This window comes from Christensenella intestinihominis (assembly GCF_001678845.1).
Taxonomy (GTDB): domain Bacteria; phylum Bacillota; class Clostridia; order Christensenellales; family Christensenellaceae; genus Christensenella; species Christensenella intestinihominis.
The window spans coordinates 15,379-34,010 of sequence record NZ_MAIQ01000009.1; the positions used below are offsets into that span (position 1 = coordinate 15,379).

At 51.4% G+C, this 18,632-nt stretch carries 18 protein-coding genes; 17 read left to right on the forward strand and 1 reads right to left on the reverse strand.

Annotated elements, in window-relative coordinates:
* The first annotated feature begins 11 nt into the window (after nt 1–11).
* The 11 genes from BBD38_RS11405 to BBD38_RS11450 all read left to right on the forward strand — a co-directional run bounded on the left by BBD38_RS11405 (nt 12) and on the right by BBD38_RS11450 (nt 10,436).
* A complete protein-coding gene (locus tag BBD38_RS11405) occupies nt 12–1,832 on the forward strand; it encodes a carboxypeptidase regulatory-like domain-containing protein (protein WP_066688333.1) in 1,821 nt (606 codons plus the stop codon).
* 18 nt (nt 1,833–1,850) lie between these two features.
* Nucleotides 1,851–2,717 (forward strand): hypothetical protein, encoded by an 867-nt coding sequence (locus BBD38_RS11410; protein ID WP_147568153.1) that lies wholly within the window; start codon nt 1,851–1,853, stop codon nt 2,715–2,717.
* A gap of 35 nt (nt 2,718–2,752) precedes the next feature.
* Nucleotides 2,753–4,183, forward strand: coding sequence for an RAD23 family protein (locus BBD38_RS11415; protein WP_147568154.1), 1,431 nt, complete (start codon nt 2,753–2,755; stop codon nt 4,181–4,183).
* The gene (locus BBD38_RS11420; RefSeq protein WP_066688338.1) at nt 4,180–4,860 is read left to right on the forward strand and encodes a PRC-barrel domain-containing protein; all 681 of its coding nucleotides are present in this window, start codon (nt 4,180–4,182) and stop codon (nt 4,858–4,860) included. The genes BBD38_RS11415 and BBD38_RS11420 overlap by 4 nt, the downstream gene beginning before the upstream one ends.
* Before the next feature lie 4 nt (nt 4,861–4,864).
* Nucleotides 4,865–5,470 carry an HD-GYP domain-containing protein gene (locus tag BBD38_RS11425; protein WP_066688344.1) on the forward strand — a complete coding sequence of 202 codons (606 nt, stop codon included), beginning with the start codon at nt 4,865–4,867 and terminating at the stop codon, nt 5,468–5,470.
* Nucleotides 5,467–6,303: a C40 family peptidase gene (locus tag BBD38_RS15205; protein ID WP_066688345.1), complete on the forward strand. Its 837-nt coding sequence runs from the start codon at nt 5,467–5,469 to the stop codon at nt 6,301–6,303. The genes BBD38_RS11425 and BBD38_RS15205 overlap by 4 nt, the downstream gene beginning before the upstream one ends.
* A gap of 10 nt (nt 6,304–6,313) precedes the next feature.
* Nucleotides 6,314–6,757, forward strand: coding sequence for an RrF2 family transcriptional regulator (locus BBD38_RS11435; RefSeq protein WP_066688346.1), 444 nt, complete (start codon nt 6,314–6,316; stop codon nt 6,755–6,757).
* 13 nt (nt 6,758–6,770) lie between these two features.
* Nucleotides 6,771–7,070, forward strand: coding sequence for an HU family DNA-binding protein (locus BBD38_RS11440; protein ID WP_066688348.1), 300 nt, complete (start codon nt 6,771–6,773; stop codon nt 7,068–7,070).
* Nucleotides 7,071–7,400: 330 nt separating this feature from the next.
* Complete coding sequence (locus BBD38_RS14545; protein WP_156738180.1) at nt 7,401–7,547, forward strand: hypothetical protein; 147 nt, start codon at nt 7,401–7,403, stop codon at nt 7,545–7,547.
* Between the two features lie 386 nt (nt 7,548–7,933).
* The gene (locus tag BBD38_RS11445) at nt 7,934–8,860 is read left to right on the forward strand and encodes a LysR family transcriptional regulator (RefSeq protein WP_066688350.1); all 927 of its coding nucleotides are present in this window, start codon (nt 7,934–7,936) and stop codon (nt 8,858–8,860) included.
* A 271-nt stretch (nt 8,861–9,131) separates the two neighbouring features.
* Nucleotides 9,132–10,436 carry an O-acetylhomoserine aminocarboxypropyltransferase/cysteine synthase family protein gene (locus BBD38_RS11450; protein WP_066688352.1) on the forward strand — a complete coding sequence of 435 codons (1,305 nt, stop codon included), beginning with the start codon at nt 9,132–9,134 and terminating at the stop codon, nt 10,434–10,436.
* Between the two features lie 90 nt (nt 10,437–10,526).
* On the opposite strand, the gene cysK is transcribed toward BBD38_RS11450, so the two are convergent.
* Complete coding sequence (gene cysK / locus BBD38_RS11455; RefSeq protein WP_066688354.1) at nt 10,527–11,456, reverse strand: cysteine synthase A; 930 nt, start codon at nt 11,454–11,456, stop codon at nt 10,527–10,529.
* A 325-nt stretch (nt 11,457–11,781) separates the two neighbouring features.
* Between cysK and BBD38_RS11460 the strand changes: the two genes are divergently transcribed.
* From BBD38_RS11460 to BBD38_RS11485, 6 genes are all read left to right on the forward strand, one after another.
* The gene (locus tag BBD38_RS11460; RefSeq protein WP_066688356.1) at nt 11,782–12,219 is read left to right on the forward strand and encodes an RrF2 family transcriptional regulator; all 438 of its coding nucleotides are present in this window, start codon (nt 11,782–11,784) and stop codon (nt 12,217–12,219) included.
* Between the two features lie 234 nt (nt 12,220–12,453).
* The gene (gene nifS / locus BBD38_RS11465; RefSeq protein WP_066688358.1) at nt 12,454–13,644 is read left to right on the forward strand and encodes a cysteine desulfurase NifS; all 1,191 of its coding nucleotides are present in this window, start codon (nt 12,454–12,456) and stop codon (nt 13,642–13,644) included.
* Complete coding sequence (gene nifU, locus BBD38_RS11470; RefSeq protein ID WP_066688360.1) at nt 13,631–14,077, forward strand: Fe-S cluster assembly scaffold protein NifU; 447 nt, start codon at nt 13,631–13,633, stop codon at nt 14,075–14,077. The genes nifS and nifU overlap by 14 nt, the downstream gene beginning before the upstream one ends.
* A gap of 222 nt (nt 14,078–14,299) precedes the next feature.
* Complete coding sequence (locus BBD38_RS11475) at nt 14,300–15,496, forward strand: S41 family peptidase (RefSeq protein WP_066688362.1); 1,197 nt, start codon at nt 14,300–14,302, stop codon at nt 15,494–15,496.
* Between the two features lie 209 nt (nt 15,497–15,705).
* Complete coding sequence (gene trkA / locus BBD38_RS11480) at nt 15,706–17,103, forward strand: Trk system potassium transporter TrkA (RefSeq protein ID WP_066688364.1); 1,398 nt, start codon at nt 15,706–15,708, stop codon at nt 17,101–17,103.
* On the forward strand, nt 17,100–18,548 hold the full coding sequence (locus BBD38_RS11485) for a TrkH family potassium uptake protein (RefSeq protein WP_066688368.1): 1,449 nt from the start codon (nt 17,100–17,102) through the stop codon (nt 18,546–18,548). Before trkA ends, BBD38_RS11485 begins: the two co-directional genes overlap by 4 nt.
* Nucleotides 18,549–18,632: the final 84 nt, after the last annotated feature.

Consider the following 18,632-nt stretch of genomic DNA (forward strand, 5'->3'; position numbering starts at 1 on the left):
GGAAGGATAGGATGAAGAAATTAGCGGCAGCCATCTTAATATTGGGCCTTGTTCTGGGCATGGGCAGTATAGGGCTGGCGGCGGACATAGGCATGGGTGCGGTGCCTGAAAATCCGGGAGACGGATATCCGCATTATCCACGGCAGACCGAAAGCCTGGAGAGTACGGTAAGCATAGAAATTGAGGTCTTAAACGGCGGTATCCTGTTTACCGTGACGGACAGCCGGACAGGGGAACCCATCGAGGGAGCGACAGCCACAGAACGGCTGGCTTCGCAGCCGCCGGAAGCTGCGGTGCTCGTGCCGGGGACGACGGACGCGAACGGAGAACTGTTCCGGGAACTCCCGAATTATGAGGAAGAACGGACATATATCTACATTATAAGCGCGGTCGGATACAAGGCAAGCAATGAAATTACGGTGGTGCACCGGCGTGGGAAAATCGTAAGCGTAGTTGGACTGACACCGGAAGTAATGCCGGTGCTGTTTGCGGTCAAAAACGAGACGGGAGCGCCCGTTGGCGGTGCGGAAGTGAAGATTTCAAATGTGTCACGGGCGGCGCGGACCACGGAAGAGATATATACCTGCGACGGAAAAGGATTTGCACGGTGCGAGCTTCCGGACGGGATATATTCCTACACAGTGGCGCACCCGCACCACGAAGACTTTTCGGGCATTGTGACAATTGCGGGTGACGAAAGAGACAGTCATACGGAACAGGTGCAGATGCAGCGCAGGCAATTTACGGCGGAATTTATCGTAAAGGATGAAGCGGGAAGTCCTGTGCGGGATGCGATTGTAACCGTGGCAGGGCAGGGGATGCGCACGGACGCAGCCGGATATGCACAGGCAATTGGCCTGTATGCGGGGGAATACAGCTTTTTTGTGACACATGAGGGATATGAAACATATACGGGGAGCCTGTCAATACCCGAAGGGGACGGCAACGCTTATGCCGTAATCCTGCGCCGGGAAGCGCAGCCGCAGCCGGGGCCGACACAGCAGCCGGAAAGCAGCGGGGGTGCCGATAGCGTCCCGGATAACAGCGGCGGGGACGACGGCGGCGCGCCGGACCCCGCCACACAGCCGCCTGCGGCTTCGCCGTCCGTGTCCGGCAGCAGTACGGTGGAGGCCATCGATACCACCCCGGTAAATATAGTGCTGTTGGTGAAGTATAAGGATGGGACGCCTGCGGCAGGTCTTGGCCTGGAACTGCATTCGAGGGTGCTGTACGGCACGACAGGCAAGGATGGCACGGAAACATTCCAGGGTGTGGAGATTGGAAAACATACGGTATATGTGAAGGACGGCGGCAAAACCCTGGCCCGGGCAGAGTTTGACCTGAAACGTTCCAGCCTTACGACACTACGGATTGAAAACGGCCTCACGGGCGTAACGGTACGTACTGCGGTGCAAAGCATTATTATTGAACTGGAAATCGACCCGGAATCGGCAAACGGCATTGTGAACGCTGTGCGCGAGGGATACATGGATAAAGGCAATACGGACGGTACGGGAGACGGAACAAGGGAAGACGGGAAAATTGTGATCTCCGGCGAGACAGGGGACGGCGCTGTACCCGGCAGTGGCTGTCTGTTTTTCGGAATACCGTATTGCCTGACAGAGCAATTGTTTGGCGGAGCGGGACCGCTATGCATGCTGCTTGGAATCTCCTGCTGGATATGGTACGCGGTTATCATCGCGGCGGCGATTGCAATCGTGTTGCTTATCCTATGGAAGAAAAAACGCAAAAGAGGGTATATCGATCATACAGCCTGGACGGGACGCTATATAAGCACCAAGGATTACACAGTATATGATGATAAAAAATAACCCGCGGGGGAAAATGGATTGAGTATGGTTGTAATCATCGCGGCAGCGGTAATGGGAATCGTCGCCGTATGCATTCTGAACCAGGGGAGCAAATGGAACAGGCTGGGAGGAATCTCGGCGGTGATTCTGGGATGTACGCTCGCGATCCTGCTGTATTATAGCGTGACGGCCCTGCCGGATACGCCGACCCTGATCCTGACGATTGGCCTGACGTCATTCCTGCTCGTGCTGGTAAGCGTTCTTATATCGCTGCTGTGCCGCGGCAAAAATGCCGGAAGCAAAGTTGGGGAAAACGTCCGTACCGAGGGAGAGAGTACAAAAAATAATCGGCTTGAAGCTCCCCTCTGTACCGGAGCGGTGTTCGAGCTGGTCCCCGGGATTCAGTTGGAATTAAAGATCAAACCGATTCCCGGAGCCGATCCTTATTGCAAAATGGCGTTGCACGAACATTTGGAAGTAGATAGTCCGGATGCCGGGACAGCAGCCGGGAGCAAAATTACCGAACGAATAGGGCAGGATGCACAGGACAGGGAAAAAACAGAATATTCTATGCCAATAACAATACCTGAGCCCGGACCGGCAGCGCCGCAACAGGAGGGCATAAGGAATGGAGAGCGTACCCTATTGGAAAACGAACAAGCGCCGCCATGCCCTGAACCAGTGGAAAAGAAAGACGCTGAACCGGCATGCCGGAAGATACAGGCCTCCAGTGCGGGTGAAACGCAGGAAGCAATGGGCAAGCTGAGAGCGCTGGTATCCGGGAAAGAATACGCAGCGGCTTTGAAACAGGTGCTTTCCATCATGAATGCAGGTTATGCGCTGCTGCCGGAGGAAAAAAAACGCCTGGAGATAATGCTGAAAATGCTGAAAGATAAAACAGTATGAGGGAAAAAGGCAAAAAAATTATTCGCAGGATATGTGTGATACTGATAAGCCTGGCGGTTCTTCTGGTGCCGCTGTCCGCCTCCGCATTTGAGTACAAGGGGGACGGCGTTGCAATGGATATTCCTGACGGCAGCGGAATATACTACTACACACCGAATGGGACGAATATGACGGGGGATATGCTCGCGGCGGCCCGGGAAGAAAGCCCGCTTGTGCTGACCGGCGTTTATTCGGAAGACGGCGTATTGTCGTATTCATTGAAACTCGTGCGGGAGGAAACCCAGCCTGCCGGAGAAGAAACGGAAACGACGCCCGTACAGGGAAAAGCGGCCGACGTGAAGGAAAACCTTGCGGAAGAGTATACCCTTTCGGAGGATGCCGCGGAAACAATAGCCGGGCGCGAGGCTGTTATCCTTGCGGGAGACAGCCTGAAGAATCCGGATTATGCGGTTAAGGCATGCATATTGGAAGAGGGCGGATATCTATATGTTTCCACAATGATCTACCGAAAAGATGAAGGCAATGCAAGCTTTGAAGCTGCAACGGCCCAGCTCGGGACGATGAAGCTGGGCGGGGACACGGAGGTTTCCCCCGAGCCGACTCCCGAAGAAACGCCAAGCCCGACTGCGAAACCCACCCTGGAGCCGGTGCCGGAAGTAACGGAAAGTACCGTTCCGCTGGAAATGCCGGAATTGAAACACGGGATACCAAACGGATTTTTGCAGTATCCTCTTATCTTGGCTCTTTTTGCGGCGCTTATCGTGATTATGATCCTCACAGTACTGCTTATTGCAAAACACAGGAAAAGTAAACGCAATAATATACCTGAAGCTAAGGACGCGGAATATGAAGAGAGAATCGGACGGAGCGGAAGGCCGCTTCCGCAAATCAATGAGCCGATAAATCCGGAAAAAACGGAACGGGACCGGGAAGAATTGGTAAAGGATAACGGGGATAAGGATTCGGTGCAGGATTATATCCGGGGAGAGGAAGGAACGAATGATTTACAAAAGGAAAAAATGCATGCACTGTATGACCGGTGGAGGCGGGAGGCGCAGTTTGCCCTGCAGCCGATTAAGCCGGAATATAGCGGAGATGCGGTACACCCGCTGGAACTGGAAGAAATGAAGCCGGATGCGGTACGGAAAAATCCCGGAATAGTGTCAGAGGTCTATGACGAGAATGCGGAGCTGATCCGCGGTTTTGACCTCAAGGCCAAAGGAGATTACATTTTTGCGGCAAAGGAATTCCACGAATGCGCCAAGCATACGGCAGATAAGGCGATCGGTAAAACGGCGGACCTGCAAACGGTGGAGTGCCTGACGCTCGCAAAAGAGTACAAGGCGGCGCTGGTGCTGGCGGTGAAAGTTTTTTACAAGGATTACGAGTATTCATTGGAGGAACGCGAGAAGCTGAAATCCATGATCGTCATATTAAAGAAAACAAACAGGAGGAACGGATCATGAAAAGGGCAAGCGAGGTATTGGGACTCAAGGTGCTGGGCATCATGGAAGGGCAGGAGAATGGGAATGCGCAGGATTTCATGGTGGACCCGCAGACCAAAAAGGTGGAATACCTGGTATTGAAAACAAGCCACGGTTATGGTTTTAATGCGCTTCGGATTGCGGACGTAATGGGGATCGGAGCAGACTATATCATGACACAGAGCATCGGGAATGCAAAAAAGATGTATGAGTCCAAGGAAATACTGGAACAGATCGAGCGGGGATTCTTTATGCTGGGAACAACGGTGCTGTCCGCCGCCGGGGACGTGGTCGGCAAGGTGGAGGATTTCAGCTTTGACGAAAAGGAAGGGACGATCGGCGCGCTATACCTGGACGGCCAGGCGGAGATCGAAGGAAGCCGGATCGTGGCGATGGCAGGCAAAATGGTGTTCGTGGAAGCGAACGGTATGGGTATGCCGGTTCCCCGGCAGATAGAAAAAAAGGAACAGCCCGGTGACATGGAGGGTACGTTTGAGAAAGAATCGCTTAGCTACCTGATGGGAAAGACAACAAAGGATACCATAATAAGTGAAGACGGGAGTTTCAGGATTGAGGCGGGAACGGTCTTAACGGCTGGCCTCCTGAAGCAGGCGGCGCGCTTTGACGACGTGCTGCTTACGCTCACGCTGAACGTATGAAGGAATGTTATCGCTGTTTGAAAAGCTGCCGGGGGATGTGCGCAGGCATTCGGTGCGTGTCGCCGGGTATGCGGAGAGGATATATGGCTGGGCGCTGGATTATGGCGTTTATCCAAACGATGTGAGTATCCGGAAGAATCTGCGGAGTAAAGTGCACACCCTCGCGCTGTGGCATGATATTGGGAAGCTGATGGTGCCGCGGGAGATACTGGACAAGCCGGGGAAGCTTACGGAAACAGAATACCGGGAGATGCAAAAGCACGTAGAGTATGCAAAGGTGCTGTACTCACGCGGGAATTGGCCGGAAGAAATCGGCGAGGAAGACCGCAAGGCGGCGATGGACGTCTCCTATTACCATCACGAACGGTGGGACGGCGGCGGATACCTGTGCGGATACAGGGGCGAGGAGATACCGGCAATTGCCCGCATCTGCGCAATTGCCGATGCGTTTGACGCGATTATGAGCCCAAGGCCATATAAGAAGGCCGTTCCGGCGGAGAAAGCGGTCATGGAAATACAGGCCAACGCGGGGACGCAGTTTGACCCGCTGCTGGTAGAGATTGCGGTGGCCGGATTTCAGGGAACGGAAGGAGCAGGAATAAAGGAATGATGGGAAAAGCAGGAAGATATATAGCCGGTATATTGGTCATGGCATGGCTGTTGTTTGCGGCGGGAACGGCGTATGCGTTCGATTTGCCGCTGACCCTGCCCGGGGCACGGGAAGCAAACGTGCAAAAGGAGCTCCCCCTTGTGCTGCCGGGAACGTCCGCCGTATCCGTCCGCGAAACGAGACAGGGCAGCGTATTATATGACACAGCGCTCAAAGCCCTGCCGGAGAAGGATGCCCCCGAAACAGGAACCGTATGGGTGGGGGACGTCCTTGATGTATATTCTTTGAATGTAAACGGCGAATGGGATGCGGTCATGACAGTGGACGGCGTGATGGCATATATTCCGGCGTCGGCCCTGTCCCTTACCGCGCCGACCATGCAGGCGGCGGACAGCCTCGATCCCCTGCTGACGGACGGCGGCGAGGGCGGGTATCCCGGGCTTGTATACAATGACGGGAAATACCCCAGGCTGCTCGCGGAGGCAAAGAAATATATTGGGTATCCGTATGTATGGGGAGGCTCGACCCCGGAAACATCATTTGACTGCTCCGGGTTTGTGTGCTGGGCGCTGAACGAAACCGGGCTTGCGGAGGTCGGGCGGACAGACGCGCAGGGGCTGCATGATTTAAGTACGGAAATATCCAAAGAGGAAGCGCGGCCTGGCGATCTTGTATTTTTCCAGGGAACGTACGATACGCCCAACACGGTGACGCACGTCGCCATCTACATTGGGAACGGATATATGCTGCACGCAGGCAAGCCGATCGGCTACAGCAGCATGGAAACAGATTACTGGCAGGCGCATTTCTATGCGTTTGGAAGACTCATTTAAGGAGAAATCGATGAAGATACAGGCGACAACGGGGTACGCCCTGCGAATCCTGCAATATATCCATGAACAGGGGAACAGGACGATTACCGGGACGGAAATGGCGGAGAAGCTGGATATTTCATATTTGTATATGATGAAACTGCTGGGGAAGATGAAAGCGGCGGGATTTATTCGGTCCCTCCAGGGCTGCAACGGCGGATACCGTATGGCAAAGACGGCGGAAAAGATTACGGTCTTTGAAGTATATGCCGCCATTGAAGGGACGCTCCATCTTTACGATCCCCAGGCAGATGTGCGCTGCAACAACAGGGAGGCGGCAATTAAAGAATATTTCGACGGAGTAGAGGATATGATTGTGCTTTCGATGCGGCGGACGACCATACGGGATTTATTTGACCGGCATGTAAAAGGCAAAAAGATGCCGAAACGAAACTTAAGGCGGATCGCCGAATAAAGGATATGAAATAATGACCTACAGAGAATTGATTGCAAAGATATCTGATGATTGCATGGTGCGGAGTGAGGATGTTGCGATGCTGCTGAGGTGTATGACGGAAAATATTACGCAGGCGCTTGAACGGCACGAGCCGGTGCAGATACGGCACCTGGGGACGTTTGCCGTACGTGAGTGCGCCGCCCACCGTGGTATCGACCCGCGGACCAAAGAACATATTTTCATCGGAAAACGAGAAACGCCGGGGTTCCGTGCGGGGCCTACCCTCAAAAAGCGGATACAGAATGTGGAGGAAAACGAAGGAAAGGCATAGCCACACGGGAACTGGGAAAGCAAGAAAGGAAGCTGCTGAATATTGGGAGGCGGCATTGCAGGAAATGCACCTACCTGGAAAAATGGCAAATAATTTGAAACCGAATATGAATGCCGTAATATGTGGTTTTTGCTGTCGCTTTGGCCGGGAGAGAATTTGCTCTTTGCCTGCCGGATTCCCAATAAAAAAACTATGAATGTTATTCATGGTTTTTTTATTTATAGAGACTGCAGGATTATACCCATAATGGAAAAGGAATACAAATTTTTCTTATGAAATTAACAAAATTTGTACAAGATTTATGGTATAATTATTGACGGAGGCACGCCAATGGAATGTAAGACTTGTAAAATCCAAATGTATGAAAGAAAATCGAAGCAATCATCAAATGCCACAAAAGTATATATTTGCCCAAAATGCGGAGCGGTCATATATGAATGGCCGGATGGAGATATAAAAGAAGAAAAAAGCAAATAACGGAAGAATATATGAGCCGAATTATGGGTGCGATCTGGAACTGAATCCATACCGTACCTTTTTTGTTTGCAGAAGAGAGAACCGGCCGGTTTTCGGCAGGTAAAGAACGGTACGGCTTCATAAGATAAGCAACATTGCGGCCCTTTGGTGCCCGGGTGGTATCCATGGATTTTATTGATGCGCCCGAGGGATTGAAACAACCGGTTTCCGATTGACAAAAGGGGTGTTTCTCTATTATAATTCCTACTATATACATATATAAAATAGGAATACGTGGGATTGCGCTTTGTAAAGGAAATATTGACGGCGCCAGCAATGGAACTTATAATGCATTGGAAACGGCCGGTTCCTTTTTCATTTGAGCGAACATACAGGAGTATATTCATATGACGTTACAGCAGCTGCACTATATCATTACAATTACAGAAACAGGTTCTTTGAATAAGGCGGCGGAGGTGCTGTATATTTCACAGCCTTCCTTAAGCAGCTCCATAAAGGAGCTGGAAAAAGAAGCGGGAATTACAATTTTCCACCGAAGCGGAAAAGGCGTTACACTGACGAACGACGGTGCGGAATTTCTGCTTTATGCACGCCAGCTCTATCATCAATATGAACTGATCCTTGAAAAATATGGAAAATCCGGGAATTTGAAAAAGAAATTTGGAATCTCTACGCAGCATTATTCGTTTGCCGTGAAGGCCTTTGTAGAGACGGTAAAAAAATTTGACACCTCAAAATATGAATTTGCAATCCGGGAAACGAAAACGCTTGATATTATCGATGATGTCAATACGCTTAAAAGTGAAATTGGAATTTTGTATTTAAGCGATTTTAACCGCAACATCATAACAAAGCTGCTGAAAACCAATCATTTGGAATTCCACCGGTTGATCGATTGCCAGGCCTATGTTTATCTTTGGCGCGGGCATCCCCTGGCACGGTGCAAATCAATCCATTTTTCACAGCTTGAGAAATATCCCTGCCTGTCGTTCGAGCAGGGGGACAACAGCTCCTTTTATTTTGCCGAGGAAATACTCAGCACGAACGAGTACGCGCGGACAATCAAAGCCAACGACCGCGCAACGATGCTGAACCTGATGATCGGCCTGAACGGCTACACACTGTGCTCGGGAATTATTTGCGAGGAATTGAACGGAACGGATTTTACCGCCGTTCCGTTTGAAGCGGATGAGTTGAATCCGAACAGCGCGATGGAGATCGGTTATATCGTAAAGAAAAACAGCATTCTCAGCGAAATAGGGAAGCTGTACATTGAGGAAACCAAAAATTATCTTGCACAATATACTAAATAACAGATTCAACCTATAGGAACAGTCTATATCTGTGTATATCTTTCCTGTATTGGACAGCTTAGGCAAGGCGGCGTAAACTAAAACCAGGAACAGGAGGTGAGGGCAGTGGGAATAAAATTTTTATCGGGGAACAGGCCCGTTTGCCACCGCGCGCCTTATTCCCGCCTGTTAAGCCTCAACCGAATGTGCCGATGTAGCTTGTAATCGCCGGGCCCTCACAGGGCATTCAAAATAAGTATACGGAAATCATACCATACAGGAGGTACACAAGATGTCAAACATTAAAGATTCGAAGAACTGGAGTTTTGAAACCAGACAGCTGCATATAGGCCAGGAAGAGGCCGATTCCGCTACGGGCGCCAGGGCGGTGCCGATTTATGCGACAACATCCTATGTGTTTAACGATTCAAAGCACGCAGCCGACCGTTTCGGCCTGAGGGACCCCGGAAATATTTACGGCAGGCTGACCAATCCCACGCAGGATATTTTTGAACGGAGACTCGCTTCCCTTGAGGGCGGCACTGCGGCCCTGGGGCTCGCTTCCGGCGCTGCGGCGATCACTTACACGATTAATGCATTGGCGCGTTCAGGCGAGCATATCGTGGCTGCCAAGACCATCTATGGAGGAACATATAACCTGCTTGAGCATACGCTCCCGCTGTCGGCCGGGATTACCACTACCTTTGTTGATCCGGAACGGGAAGGAGCGTTTGAAGAAGCGATCCGGGAAAATACCAAAGCGATTTTTATTGAAACGCTGGGCAATCCGAATTCCAATATTATCGATATCGAAGAAGTTGCCCGGGTTGCCCACAGGCATAATATTCCGCTGGTGGTGGATTCTACCTTTGCGACGCCATACCTTGTGAGGCCGTTTGAATACGGGGCGGATATTGTCGTGCACTCTGCAACGAAGTTTATCGGGGGGCACGGAACCGCAGTCGGAGGCGTTGTTGTGGACAGCGGGAAATTTGACTGGAAAAGCTCGGGGAAATATCCGTGGATATCGGAACCCAACCCAAGCTATCATGGCGTTTCCTTTGCGGATGCTGCGGGCCCCGCGGCTTTCGTGACCTATATCCGCGCGATACTCCTGCGCGACACCGGCGCCACGCTTTCACCCTTCCATGCGTTCCTGTTCCTGCAAGGCCTGGAAACCTTGTCCTTAAGAGTGGAACGACATGTGGAAAATGCGCTGAAGATTGTTGATTACCTCAGCAAACATCCGCAGGTCGAGGCGGTTCATCATCCGTCCCTGGCGAGCGAGCCAAGCCATAAATTGTACCGGAAATATTTCCCGAACGGCGGCGGATCGATTTTCACCTTTGAAATCAAGGGAGACGACCAGACGGCCCAAACGTTCATTGATAACCTGGCAATTTTTTCATTGCTTGCGAATGTTGCCGATGTCAAATCCCTGGTAATCCACCCGGCCAGCACGACACATTCCCAGCTCACCGGAGAGGAGCTCCTGGATCAGGGAATTAAACCAAACACGATCCGGCTTTCCATTGGTACGGAAAACGCCGCCGACCTGATTGCCGCCCTTGAAAGCGCGTTTGAGGCGGTGAAATAACAGGGGGAAAATGATTTTAACAGAAATAGGAGCAGCCATACGGCTGCTCCTATTTCTGTTTTAAACAATCGGAAAAGGCCTGCTGCCGCCTTATTCCGAAAACATAGGAGTGGAAAGATAACGTTCCCCGGTATCGGGAAGGAGGGCGACGATCACCTTCCCTTTGTTTTCAGGACGGCGGGCAAGCTCTGTTGCCGCGAAAACTGCCGCCCCGGAGGAAATGCCCACCAATACGCCTTCTTCCCTTGCAATAGCCCTCCCGGTTTCAAAAGCATCTTCGTTTGCAACCGGAAGGATTTCATCATATACTCCGACGTCCAGGGTTTCGGGAATGAATCCCGCGCCGATGCCCTGGATCATATGGGGCCCCGCCGTACCCTTGGAAAGGACAGGGGACCCGGCGGGCTCCACCGCCACCACCCTGATGCCTGGGTTCCGGGATTTCAGGTATTTGCCGACGCCGGAAACTGTGCCGCCGGTTCCTACGCCGGCGACAAAGATATCGACCTTACCGTCGGTGTCGTTCCAAATCTCCGGGCCGGTGGTGCTTTGGTGAACCGCCGGATTAGCCGGATTTGTAAACTGGCTGGGAATAAAACTGTCGGGAATTTCCTTTGCCAGTTCATTGGCTTTTGCAATTGCCCCCTTCATTCCGAGGGCTCCCTCGGTAAGGACAAGCTGCGCTCCATACGCTTTCAGGAGGCTGCGGCGTTCAACACTCATCGTTTCAGGCATTATGAGGATAACCTTGTATCCCCTTGCGGCTGCGACTGAAGCAAGCCCGATTCCCGTATTGCCGCTGGTCGGCTCGATAATAACCGTCCCCGGCTTTAGCAGCCCCTTTGCTTCCGCATCGTCGAGCATCGCCTTTGCAATGCGGTCTTTTACGCTTCCGGCAGGATTGAAATATTCCAGCTTACCCAACAGGGTCGCATCCAGCCCGCGCTTCTTTGTGTAATTGTTGAGCTTCAATAGCGGGGTGCCGCCAATTAAATCCGTAATTTTATCATATATTTTCATCGTAAATGACTCCTTTCATAATTCGGGTGGAATTTTTCATGCTTTGGTTTGTCCGCGGCAACATCGTTGGTGTAAAAATAACTTTTTCATAATCGTTCTCCTTGTTTTGATATAAACACAATAACCTATAAAACATATTAAATTTATAGGAATTATTGTACAGCGATTGCTGGCCGATGTCAACACTGAAAAAAGATTACTCGAGTCGGCTGTTGTGCAAATGGAAAGACCGCTGGTCCGGCATAAACAAGGAAAGAAAGAGAGAGAGATGTGTTTGAAAACTTACATAACCTATGTTATATTAGTAATTAGTGAGGTGATGGAAGTGAAGATTTCTACGAAAGGACGTTACGCGCTGAGGATGATGCTTGATCTGGCGCAGCACCAGAAGGAAGGCTTTGTTACCTTGAAAAGCATTGCGGAGCGGCAAAATATTTCCAAGAAATATTTGGAACAAATTGTCCCTTTGCTCAACAATGCCAAAATGCTGCGGACAAACCGCGGATACCAGGGCGGGTATATCCTCGCAAAAAGCCCGGATCAATATACGGTTGGGGAAATTTTGTATATAACGGAGGGGAGCCTGGCGCCGGTTGCCTGCCTCGATGATAATCCGAATTTATGCGAGCGGAGCGGCGAATGTCCAACGCTTAACATCTGGAAGGGGCTCAATAAGGTTATTATTGACTATCTGAACGGGATTACGCTCCAAGATATTCTTGACCAGAATCAAAACCAGGCGGTAAATGAGTACTACATCTGACGGAAACGGCATGGCGCTTTGTGTTTTAAAAATTCCCATGCTTTTTAAGGGACGGGCGGTCTTCCTTCTTGACAAAAATTGGAAACAGGCGTACATTAAAACATAGTAAACACATATGTTATAAGTGTATGAAATGTGGGTACTAATATTTAGTAGAACCGGTATCGGGATATCCGGCGCAGGATAAGTCCGGTACGGAATAATTAATGATATTTATATGGAGGAGTGAGGCAAATGAAAGTATATGCGGATAATGCGGCTACCACCAAAATGAGCCGGAAATCCATTGAAGCAATGCTTCCATATATGGAAAAAGAATATGGCAACCCGTCAAGCCTGTACCGTCTCGGCCAGCAGGCGGCGGAAGCGCTCGATGAGGCGCGGGAGACGGTTGCGCGGTACCTGAATTGCACGCCTGCGGAGATCACTTTTACTTCCGGCGGCAGCGAGTCGGATAATCAGGCGATTTTATCGGCGGCGGTCATAGGAGAGCGAAAGGGGCGCAAGCATATTATTTCTACGGCGTTTGAGCACCACGCTGTGCTGCATATGCTGGAGAAACTGGAAAAACAGGGCTTTGAAGTTACCCTGCTGGATGTGCATGAAAATGGCATTATTTCCGCCGAGCAGGTGGAAAAAGCGATACGTCCGGAAACCTGTCTGGTAACCGTGATGTATGCGAACAATGAAATCGGCACCATCCAGCCGATTGAGCAAATTGGAAAGGTATGCCGCAGCCACGGCGTAATTTTCCATACGGATGCCGTACAGGCGGCGGGGCATATCCCGATTGACGTGCAAAAGGAAAATATCGATATGCTTTCGTTGTCCGCGCACAAGTTTCACGGCCCCAAGGGGATTGGCGCGCTTTACGTCAAAAAGGGAATCCCGCTCACCAGCCTGATCGAGGGGGGCGCGCAGGAACGCGGGAAACGGGCGGGGACAGAGAATGTCCCGGCTATTATGGGCATGGCGGCGGCTTTTGAAGATATATGCACCCGAATGGACGGGAACAGCCGCAAGATATCAAAGCTGAGGGACCAGCTGATCGACGGCCTGCTTACGATACCGCATTCCATTTTAAATGGAGACAGGGACAAGCGGCTTCCGGGGAATGTAAACATTTGTTTTGAGGGAATTGAAGGCGAATCATTGCTTCTGCTCCTCGATGAAAAGGGCATTTCCGCTTCGTCGGGCTCCGCTTGCACCTCAGGCTCGCTGGACCCGAGCCATGTATTGCTGGCGATCGGCCGACCGCACGAAATTGCGCATGGATCGCTGCGGCTGTCCATATGCGAAACGAATACGGAGGAAGAAATCCGCTATCTCATACGTGAGGTGCCGAAGGTTGTTGAATACTTAAGAAGCTTATCTCCTGTTTGGAGAGATTTACAGGAAGGGAAGAAAGATTATGTTATACAGTGAAAAAGTAATGGATCATTTCACCCATCCCCGTAACGTCGGGACGATGGAGAACCCGGATGGGGTCGGTGAAGTCGGGAATGCAAAATGCGGCGATATTATGCGCATCTATTTAAAAATAGACCACGATACTATTTCGGATGTTAAATTCGAGACGTTTGGCTGTGGATCGGCGATTGCCTCATCTTCCATGGCGACGGAAATGATTAAGGGAAAGCCGCTGCCCGAGGCGCTGGCGCTGACCAATAAAGCGGTTGCCGAGGCGCTGGACGGGCTTCCTGCACATAAAATGCATTGTTCCGTACTGGCGGAGGAAGCAATCAAAGCGGCAATCCAGAATTACTATGAAAAAAATGGAATCGCCTATGATGCGGACCAGTTTCCTGATTGTGGTTCCTGCACGCATTGTGCAAGCTGTGATTCGGAGGGAAATTAATATTCGCTCCGCGGCAGCATGAACAATAAAGTGTTGTGGAAAAAGCGCAGGAGTTCCATGTAAAAATGCAGATTCGGGCCTTCGGGCCTCAAAAAGGGGCTGTCTCAGGATTTTCTATCCTGAGACAGCCCCTTTATCGGCGAAAAATATGAACTCCTCATGGAAATCTACGGTATTCGGTAGTAAAATAGAACCAACGTAAATTTACGGCAGGAGGCGTCTATGGAACGGAAGGGATATTGGAAGGGGTTTGTCGGCGGAATTGCAGCGCTTGTAATTGCCGGGATCATCCTGACAACAGCGGGCAGCGCCCGCAGGGAAACCGGCACAAATCTCAATCTATACGCTGTCTTTGATAAAATGGAAACGATACAGGCGCTGATTGACGAACACTTCTATTTCGATGAGGACGCAAAAAAAGGGGAATATTACATCTACAAGGGTATGGTCGACGGGCTTGAGGATCAGTATGCCTACTATATGGATGCAAATGAATATGCGGCCTATAAGCGCAAAATGGACGGGAATTACTGCGGCATGGGAGCGACGGTGGTCCAGAAACTGGATACACTCGAAACCTTGGTGGAAAGCGTAGAACCCGATGGACCGGCCGACAAGGCGGGAGTGCGCGAAGGGGACATTTTCCTTGAGATGGACGGAAACGACGTTACGCAGATGGAGCTTGGCGACCTGATTGAAACCTATGGAATCGGGCCCGAGGGAAGCGTCCTTTCCCTAAAAGTGCTGCGGCCTTCCGACGGCAGGGAATATGACTTTATAATTACCCGGGAACCCATTATTTCCCAAACGGTTACCCACCGGATGCTGGATGCGGAAACCGGCTATATTGCCGTCACGGCTTTCGAGGCAGAGACTATAGAGCAGTTCAAACAGGCGGTGGACGAATTGCTTGAAGACGGCGCCACACGCCTGGTATACGATCTGCGCGGCAACCTGGGGGGAAGCCTCAACAGTGTGGTTGATATGCTGGATTACCTCCTGCCGGACGGGCTGCTTGTCTATACGGCGGATAAGAACGGCGTGCGCCGGAACGTTTATGAAGGAGAAGACGGACACGAGGTCGATTTACCGGCGGCGGTGCTTGTGGATGAAAATTCGGCGAGCGCGTCGGAGATTTTCGCGAGCGCAATGCGCGACTACGGACGCGCGAAGCTGGTCGGGACGAAAACGTTTGGCAAAGGGATTGTACAGGAAATTTTCGAGGTAGGGGATGGGAGCGCCGTGCGGCTTACGACGACGGCCTATTTTACGAAAAACGGATATCCGATTCACGGCCATGGGCTTGAGCCGGATGTAGCCGTGGAAATGGACCCGGTACGCGACCCCAAGGAACCGCTTTCCCCCGAAAGCGATCCCCAGCTTCAGGCGGCGCTCAAACTGCTCGGCGAAGAAAGCTGAACAGCAATTAAAAGAAAAAACGTCCGCATATTAAAAATAATGCCAGCGCAGCCCGGGGACTTATTTTTCAAGTCAGGAGCGGAAATCGCTATTGCCCGGTGTTGGGGTTTGTGATAGAATCAGATGTGCTGGATTGGCGGTACCCACACGCTTTATTTCGCACCAATCCTCCTAAAATGACAATAAAAGTTTGAATGGAGAACCACATCATGAGGATTGCGATCGTCGGGGATGGAAAGGTTGGTTCCGCACTGACAGAGCAGTTGGCAAAAGAAGGCCACGATATTGTTGTGATTGACAGCAACAAGGCTGTTTTGCGGGATGCCGTAGAAGAGCTCGACGTTATGGTCGTGCATGGAAACGGGGCGACGCTTAAGGTGCAGGAACTGGCCGACGTGGCGCACAGCGACCTTTTGATTGCCGCGACCTCTGCCGATGAAATCAATCTCCTTTGCTGTATTATCGCGCGGAAGCTTGGCTGTCCGCACACCATAGCGCGGGTGCGCAATCCGGAATATGCACACCAGCTTTATTTCCTGAAGGATGAGCTGGGCCTCAGCATGATGGTAAACCCGGAGCTTGCCGCCGCCAGTGAAATTTTCCGCCTGCTCCAGTTTCCGTCGTTCCTGCAGCGCGATTCGTTTGCCAAGGGGCGCGTGGAGATCGTGGAAATCGAGGTGCGTGAGGAAAGCAAGCTGATCGGGAAAAAACTGGCCGAGCTTTATAAAACGGCGCGGGTCAAGGTTCTCGTGTGCGCGGTGGAACGCGGAGACAACGTGCTTATCCCGGATGGGAATTTTAAGTTGAAGCGGCATGACAAGCTATACGTAACCGCATCCTCCAAAGACCTTGCAAAGCTGATCCACAACCTTGGGCTGGAACGGCGGAAAATCAGGAATGTGCTGATTGTGGGCGGGGGAAACATTGCCTATTATCTTGCCGAGGATTTGCTTGCCTCCGGCGTAAACGTGAAAATGATAGAGATCGATCCGGAGCGCTGCCTGCTTCTTGCGGAGGCGCTGCCGCATGCGACGATTATTGAAGCGGACGGGTCGGAACGCGGCGTGCTCGATTCCGAAGGCATCAGCGATACGGACGCCGTGGTAACGCTGACCAATATTGACGAAGAAAACCTTATTATTTCAATGTATGCCGATTTTGCAGGCGTATCCAAAGTAATTACCAAAATTAACCGGACCGAATACCACGAAGTATTCCGCGACCGCGGCATCGAATGTGTTGTCAGCCCGAAGGAACTGTGTTCCCATGAAATTGTGCGTTATGTGCGTGCGATGCACAATACAACGGAGGATTCCATTATTACGCTCCACCGGATTGTGGGCGGCCGCATGGAGGCTCTTGAATTCAAAGCGAATGAGAACACATGGTATCTGGGTATGACCCTAAGCCAGCTGCGGCTCAAAAAGGATATCCTGATTGCGTGTATCAGTCGGCAGGGAGAGATCATTATTCCCCAGGGCTCGGATTCCATCCAAAAGGGCGATACCGTAATTGTGGTAACGACGGCGGAAAAAATCGTCCATGATTTGAACGATATTTTTGACGAGCAGGAAGAGCGCTTCCGTTTTAAGGAGGCCCGCGAATGAACCGCCGTATGGTCCTTTATGTGCTGTGTTTCATTATGCGCGTCGAGGCGGTGCTGCTGGTTCCGCCGCTTATTATTGCGCTCGTACAGCACGAAGAAATGGCCGCGTTCGGCTTCCTTGTCGCCATTGCGGCCCTGCTTGGCGCCAGTTTGCTGACCCTCCTCAAAAAGCCCAGGAAAAAAGTATTTTATGCCCGCGAGGGCTTCATCATCGTCGCTCTCGCATGGTTCGTGGTCTCTGTTTTCGGGGCGTTGCCTTTTTGGGCGAGCGGCGCGATTCCAAATTTTATCGACAGCCTGTTTGAAACAGTTTCCGGTTTTACGACGACGGGCGCGAGTATCCTTACCAATGTGGAAGCGATGCCGATGAGCCTTTTATACTGGCGCAGTTTTACGCATTGGCTGGGAGGCATGGGCGTGTTGGTTTTTGTGCTTGCCATCATGCCGCTTGCGAAGAATTCGGGAAATACGATGCATATACTGCGCGCGGAAAGCCCGGGACCGCAGGTGGATAAGCTTGTGCCGCGCATGCATAATTCGGCCAAGATTCTATATGCGATTTATGTGGGCATGACGCTGTTGCAAATTGTGCTCCTGCTGGCCGGGGGAATGCCGCTTTTTGAAAGCGTAACGACGGCGTTCGGCACCGCGGGCACCGGCGGGTTTTCCGTACTGAACGACAGCATGGCCAGCTTCAGCCCCTACCTGCAATCGGTCGTTACCGTATTTATGATCCTGTTTGGGATTAATTTCAATATTTTCTTTTTGATTATTATGCGCGAATATTATAAGATACTGCGCAATGAAGAACTGTGGGTCTATCTTGGTCTGTTGCTTGGGTCGATCCTCGTCATTACCATCAATGTGCTCCCCATGTTTGCAAGCGTGGGGGAAAGCCTGCATCACGCGGCCTTTCAGGTGGCATCCATTATGACAACCACCGGCTTCGCCACCGTGGATTTCAACATGTGGCCGCAGCTCTCGCGAACGATCCTGGTAATCCTTATGGTGCTCGGCGCCTGCGCGGGCTCCACCGGCGGGGGAATTAAAACCGCCCGGGTTGTGCTCCTCGGAAAAGCCTTTGTGCGCGACGTCCGCAAACTCCTGCGGCCGCGTTCCGTGGCGCTGATAAAGATGAACGACCGCACGGTGGAAGAAGATACGGTACGGGGGGTGCACAGCTATCTTACGGCCTATATCCTGATTGCGCTGGTTTCCGTCCTGCTGATTTCAATCAACAATTTTTCTCTGGAAACGACGGTTACCTCCGTTGTGGCCTGTATGAATAATATTGGCCCCGGGCTCGACCTTGTGGGCCCGATGGGAAATTATGCCGCGTTTTCGGGTTTCAGCAAGCTGGTGCTCAGCGCGGATATGCTGATCGGCAGGCTGGAAATATTTCCCATGCTGATGCTGCTTGTGCCGGCGACCTGGAAAGCGCGGTAAGAATATGCGTCCCGGCGGGAAAAATATCTTTGCGGAAAAACCCTGAAATGGTATCATAGAAGAGAAGAGTAAGAAAACAAGAAA

Excerpts from the sequence above, each read along its gene's own strand:
- BBD38_RS11405 (WP_066688333.1), top strand. The coding sequence starts at position 12 with ATGAAGAAATTAGCGGCAGCCATCTTAATATTGGGCCTTGTTCTGGGC.
- BBD38_RS11420 (WP_066688338.1), top strand. The coding sequence starts at position 4,180 with ATGAAAAGGGCAAGCGAGGTATTGGGACTCAAGGTGCTGGGCATCATG.
- BBD38_RS11425 (WP_066688344.1), top strand. The coding sequence starts at position 4,865 with ATGTTATCGCTGTTTGAAAAGCTGCCGGGGGATGTGCGCAGGCATTCG.
- BBD38_RS15205 (WP_066688345.1), top strand. The coding sequence starts at position 5,467 with ATGATGGGAAAAGCAGGAAGATATATAGCCGGTATATTGGTCATGGCA.
- BBD38_RS11435 (WP_066688346.1), top strand. The coding sequence starts at position 6,314 with ATGAAGATACAGGCGACAACGGGGTACGCCCTGCGAATCCTGCAATAT.
- BBD38_RS11440 (WP_066688348.1), top strand. The coding sequence starts at position 6,771 with ATGACCTACAGAGAATTGATTGCAAAGATATCTGATGATTGCATGGTG.
- BBD38_RS14545 (WP_156738180.1), top strand. The coding sequence starts at position 7,401 with ATGGAATGTAAGACTTGTAAAATCCAAATGTATGAAAGAAAATCGAAG.
- BBD38_RS11445 (WP_066688350.1), top strand. The coding sequence starts at position 7,934 with ATGACGTTACAGCAGCTGCACTATATCATTACAATTACAGAAACAGGT.
- BBD38_RS11450 (WP_066688352.1), top strand. The coding sequence starts at position 9,132 with ATGTCAAACATTAAAGATTCGAAGAACTGGAGTTTTGAAACCAGACAG.
- cysK (WP_066688354.1), bottom strand. The coding sequence starts at position 11,456 with ATGAAAATATATGATAAAATTACGGATTTAATTGGCGGCACCCCGCTA.
- nifS (WP_066688358.1), top strand. The coding sequence starts at position 12,454 with ATGAAAGTATATGCGGATAATGCGGCTACCACCAAAATGAGCCGGAAA.
- nifU (WP_066688360.1), top strand. The coding sequence starts at position 13,631 with ATGTTATACAGTGAAAAAGTAATGGATCATTTCACCCATCCCCGTAAC.
- BBD38_RS11475 (WP_066688362.1), top strand. The coding sequence starts at position 14,300 with ATGGAACGGAAGGGATATTGGAAGGGGTTTGTCGGCGGAATTGCAGCG.
- trkA (WP_066688364.1), top strand. The coding sequence starts at position 15,706 with ATGAGGATTGCGATCGTCGGGGATGGAAAGGTTGGTTCCGCACTGACA.
- BBD38_RS11485 (WP_066688368.1), top strand. The coding sequence starts at position 17,100 with ATGAACCGCCGTATGGTCCTTTATGTGCTGTGTTTCATTATGCGCGTC.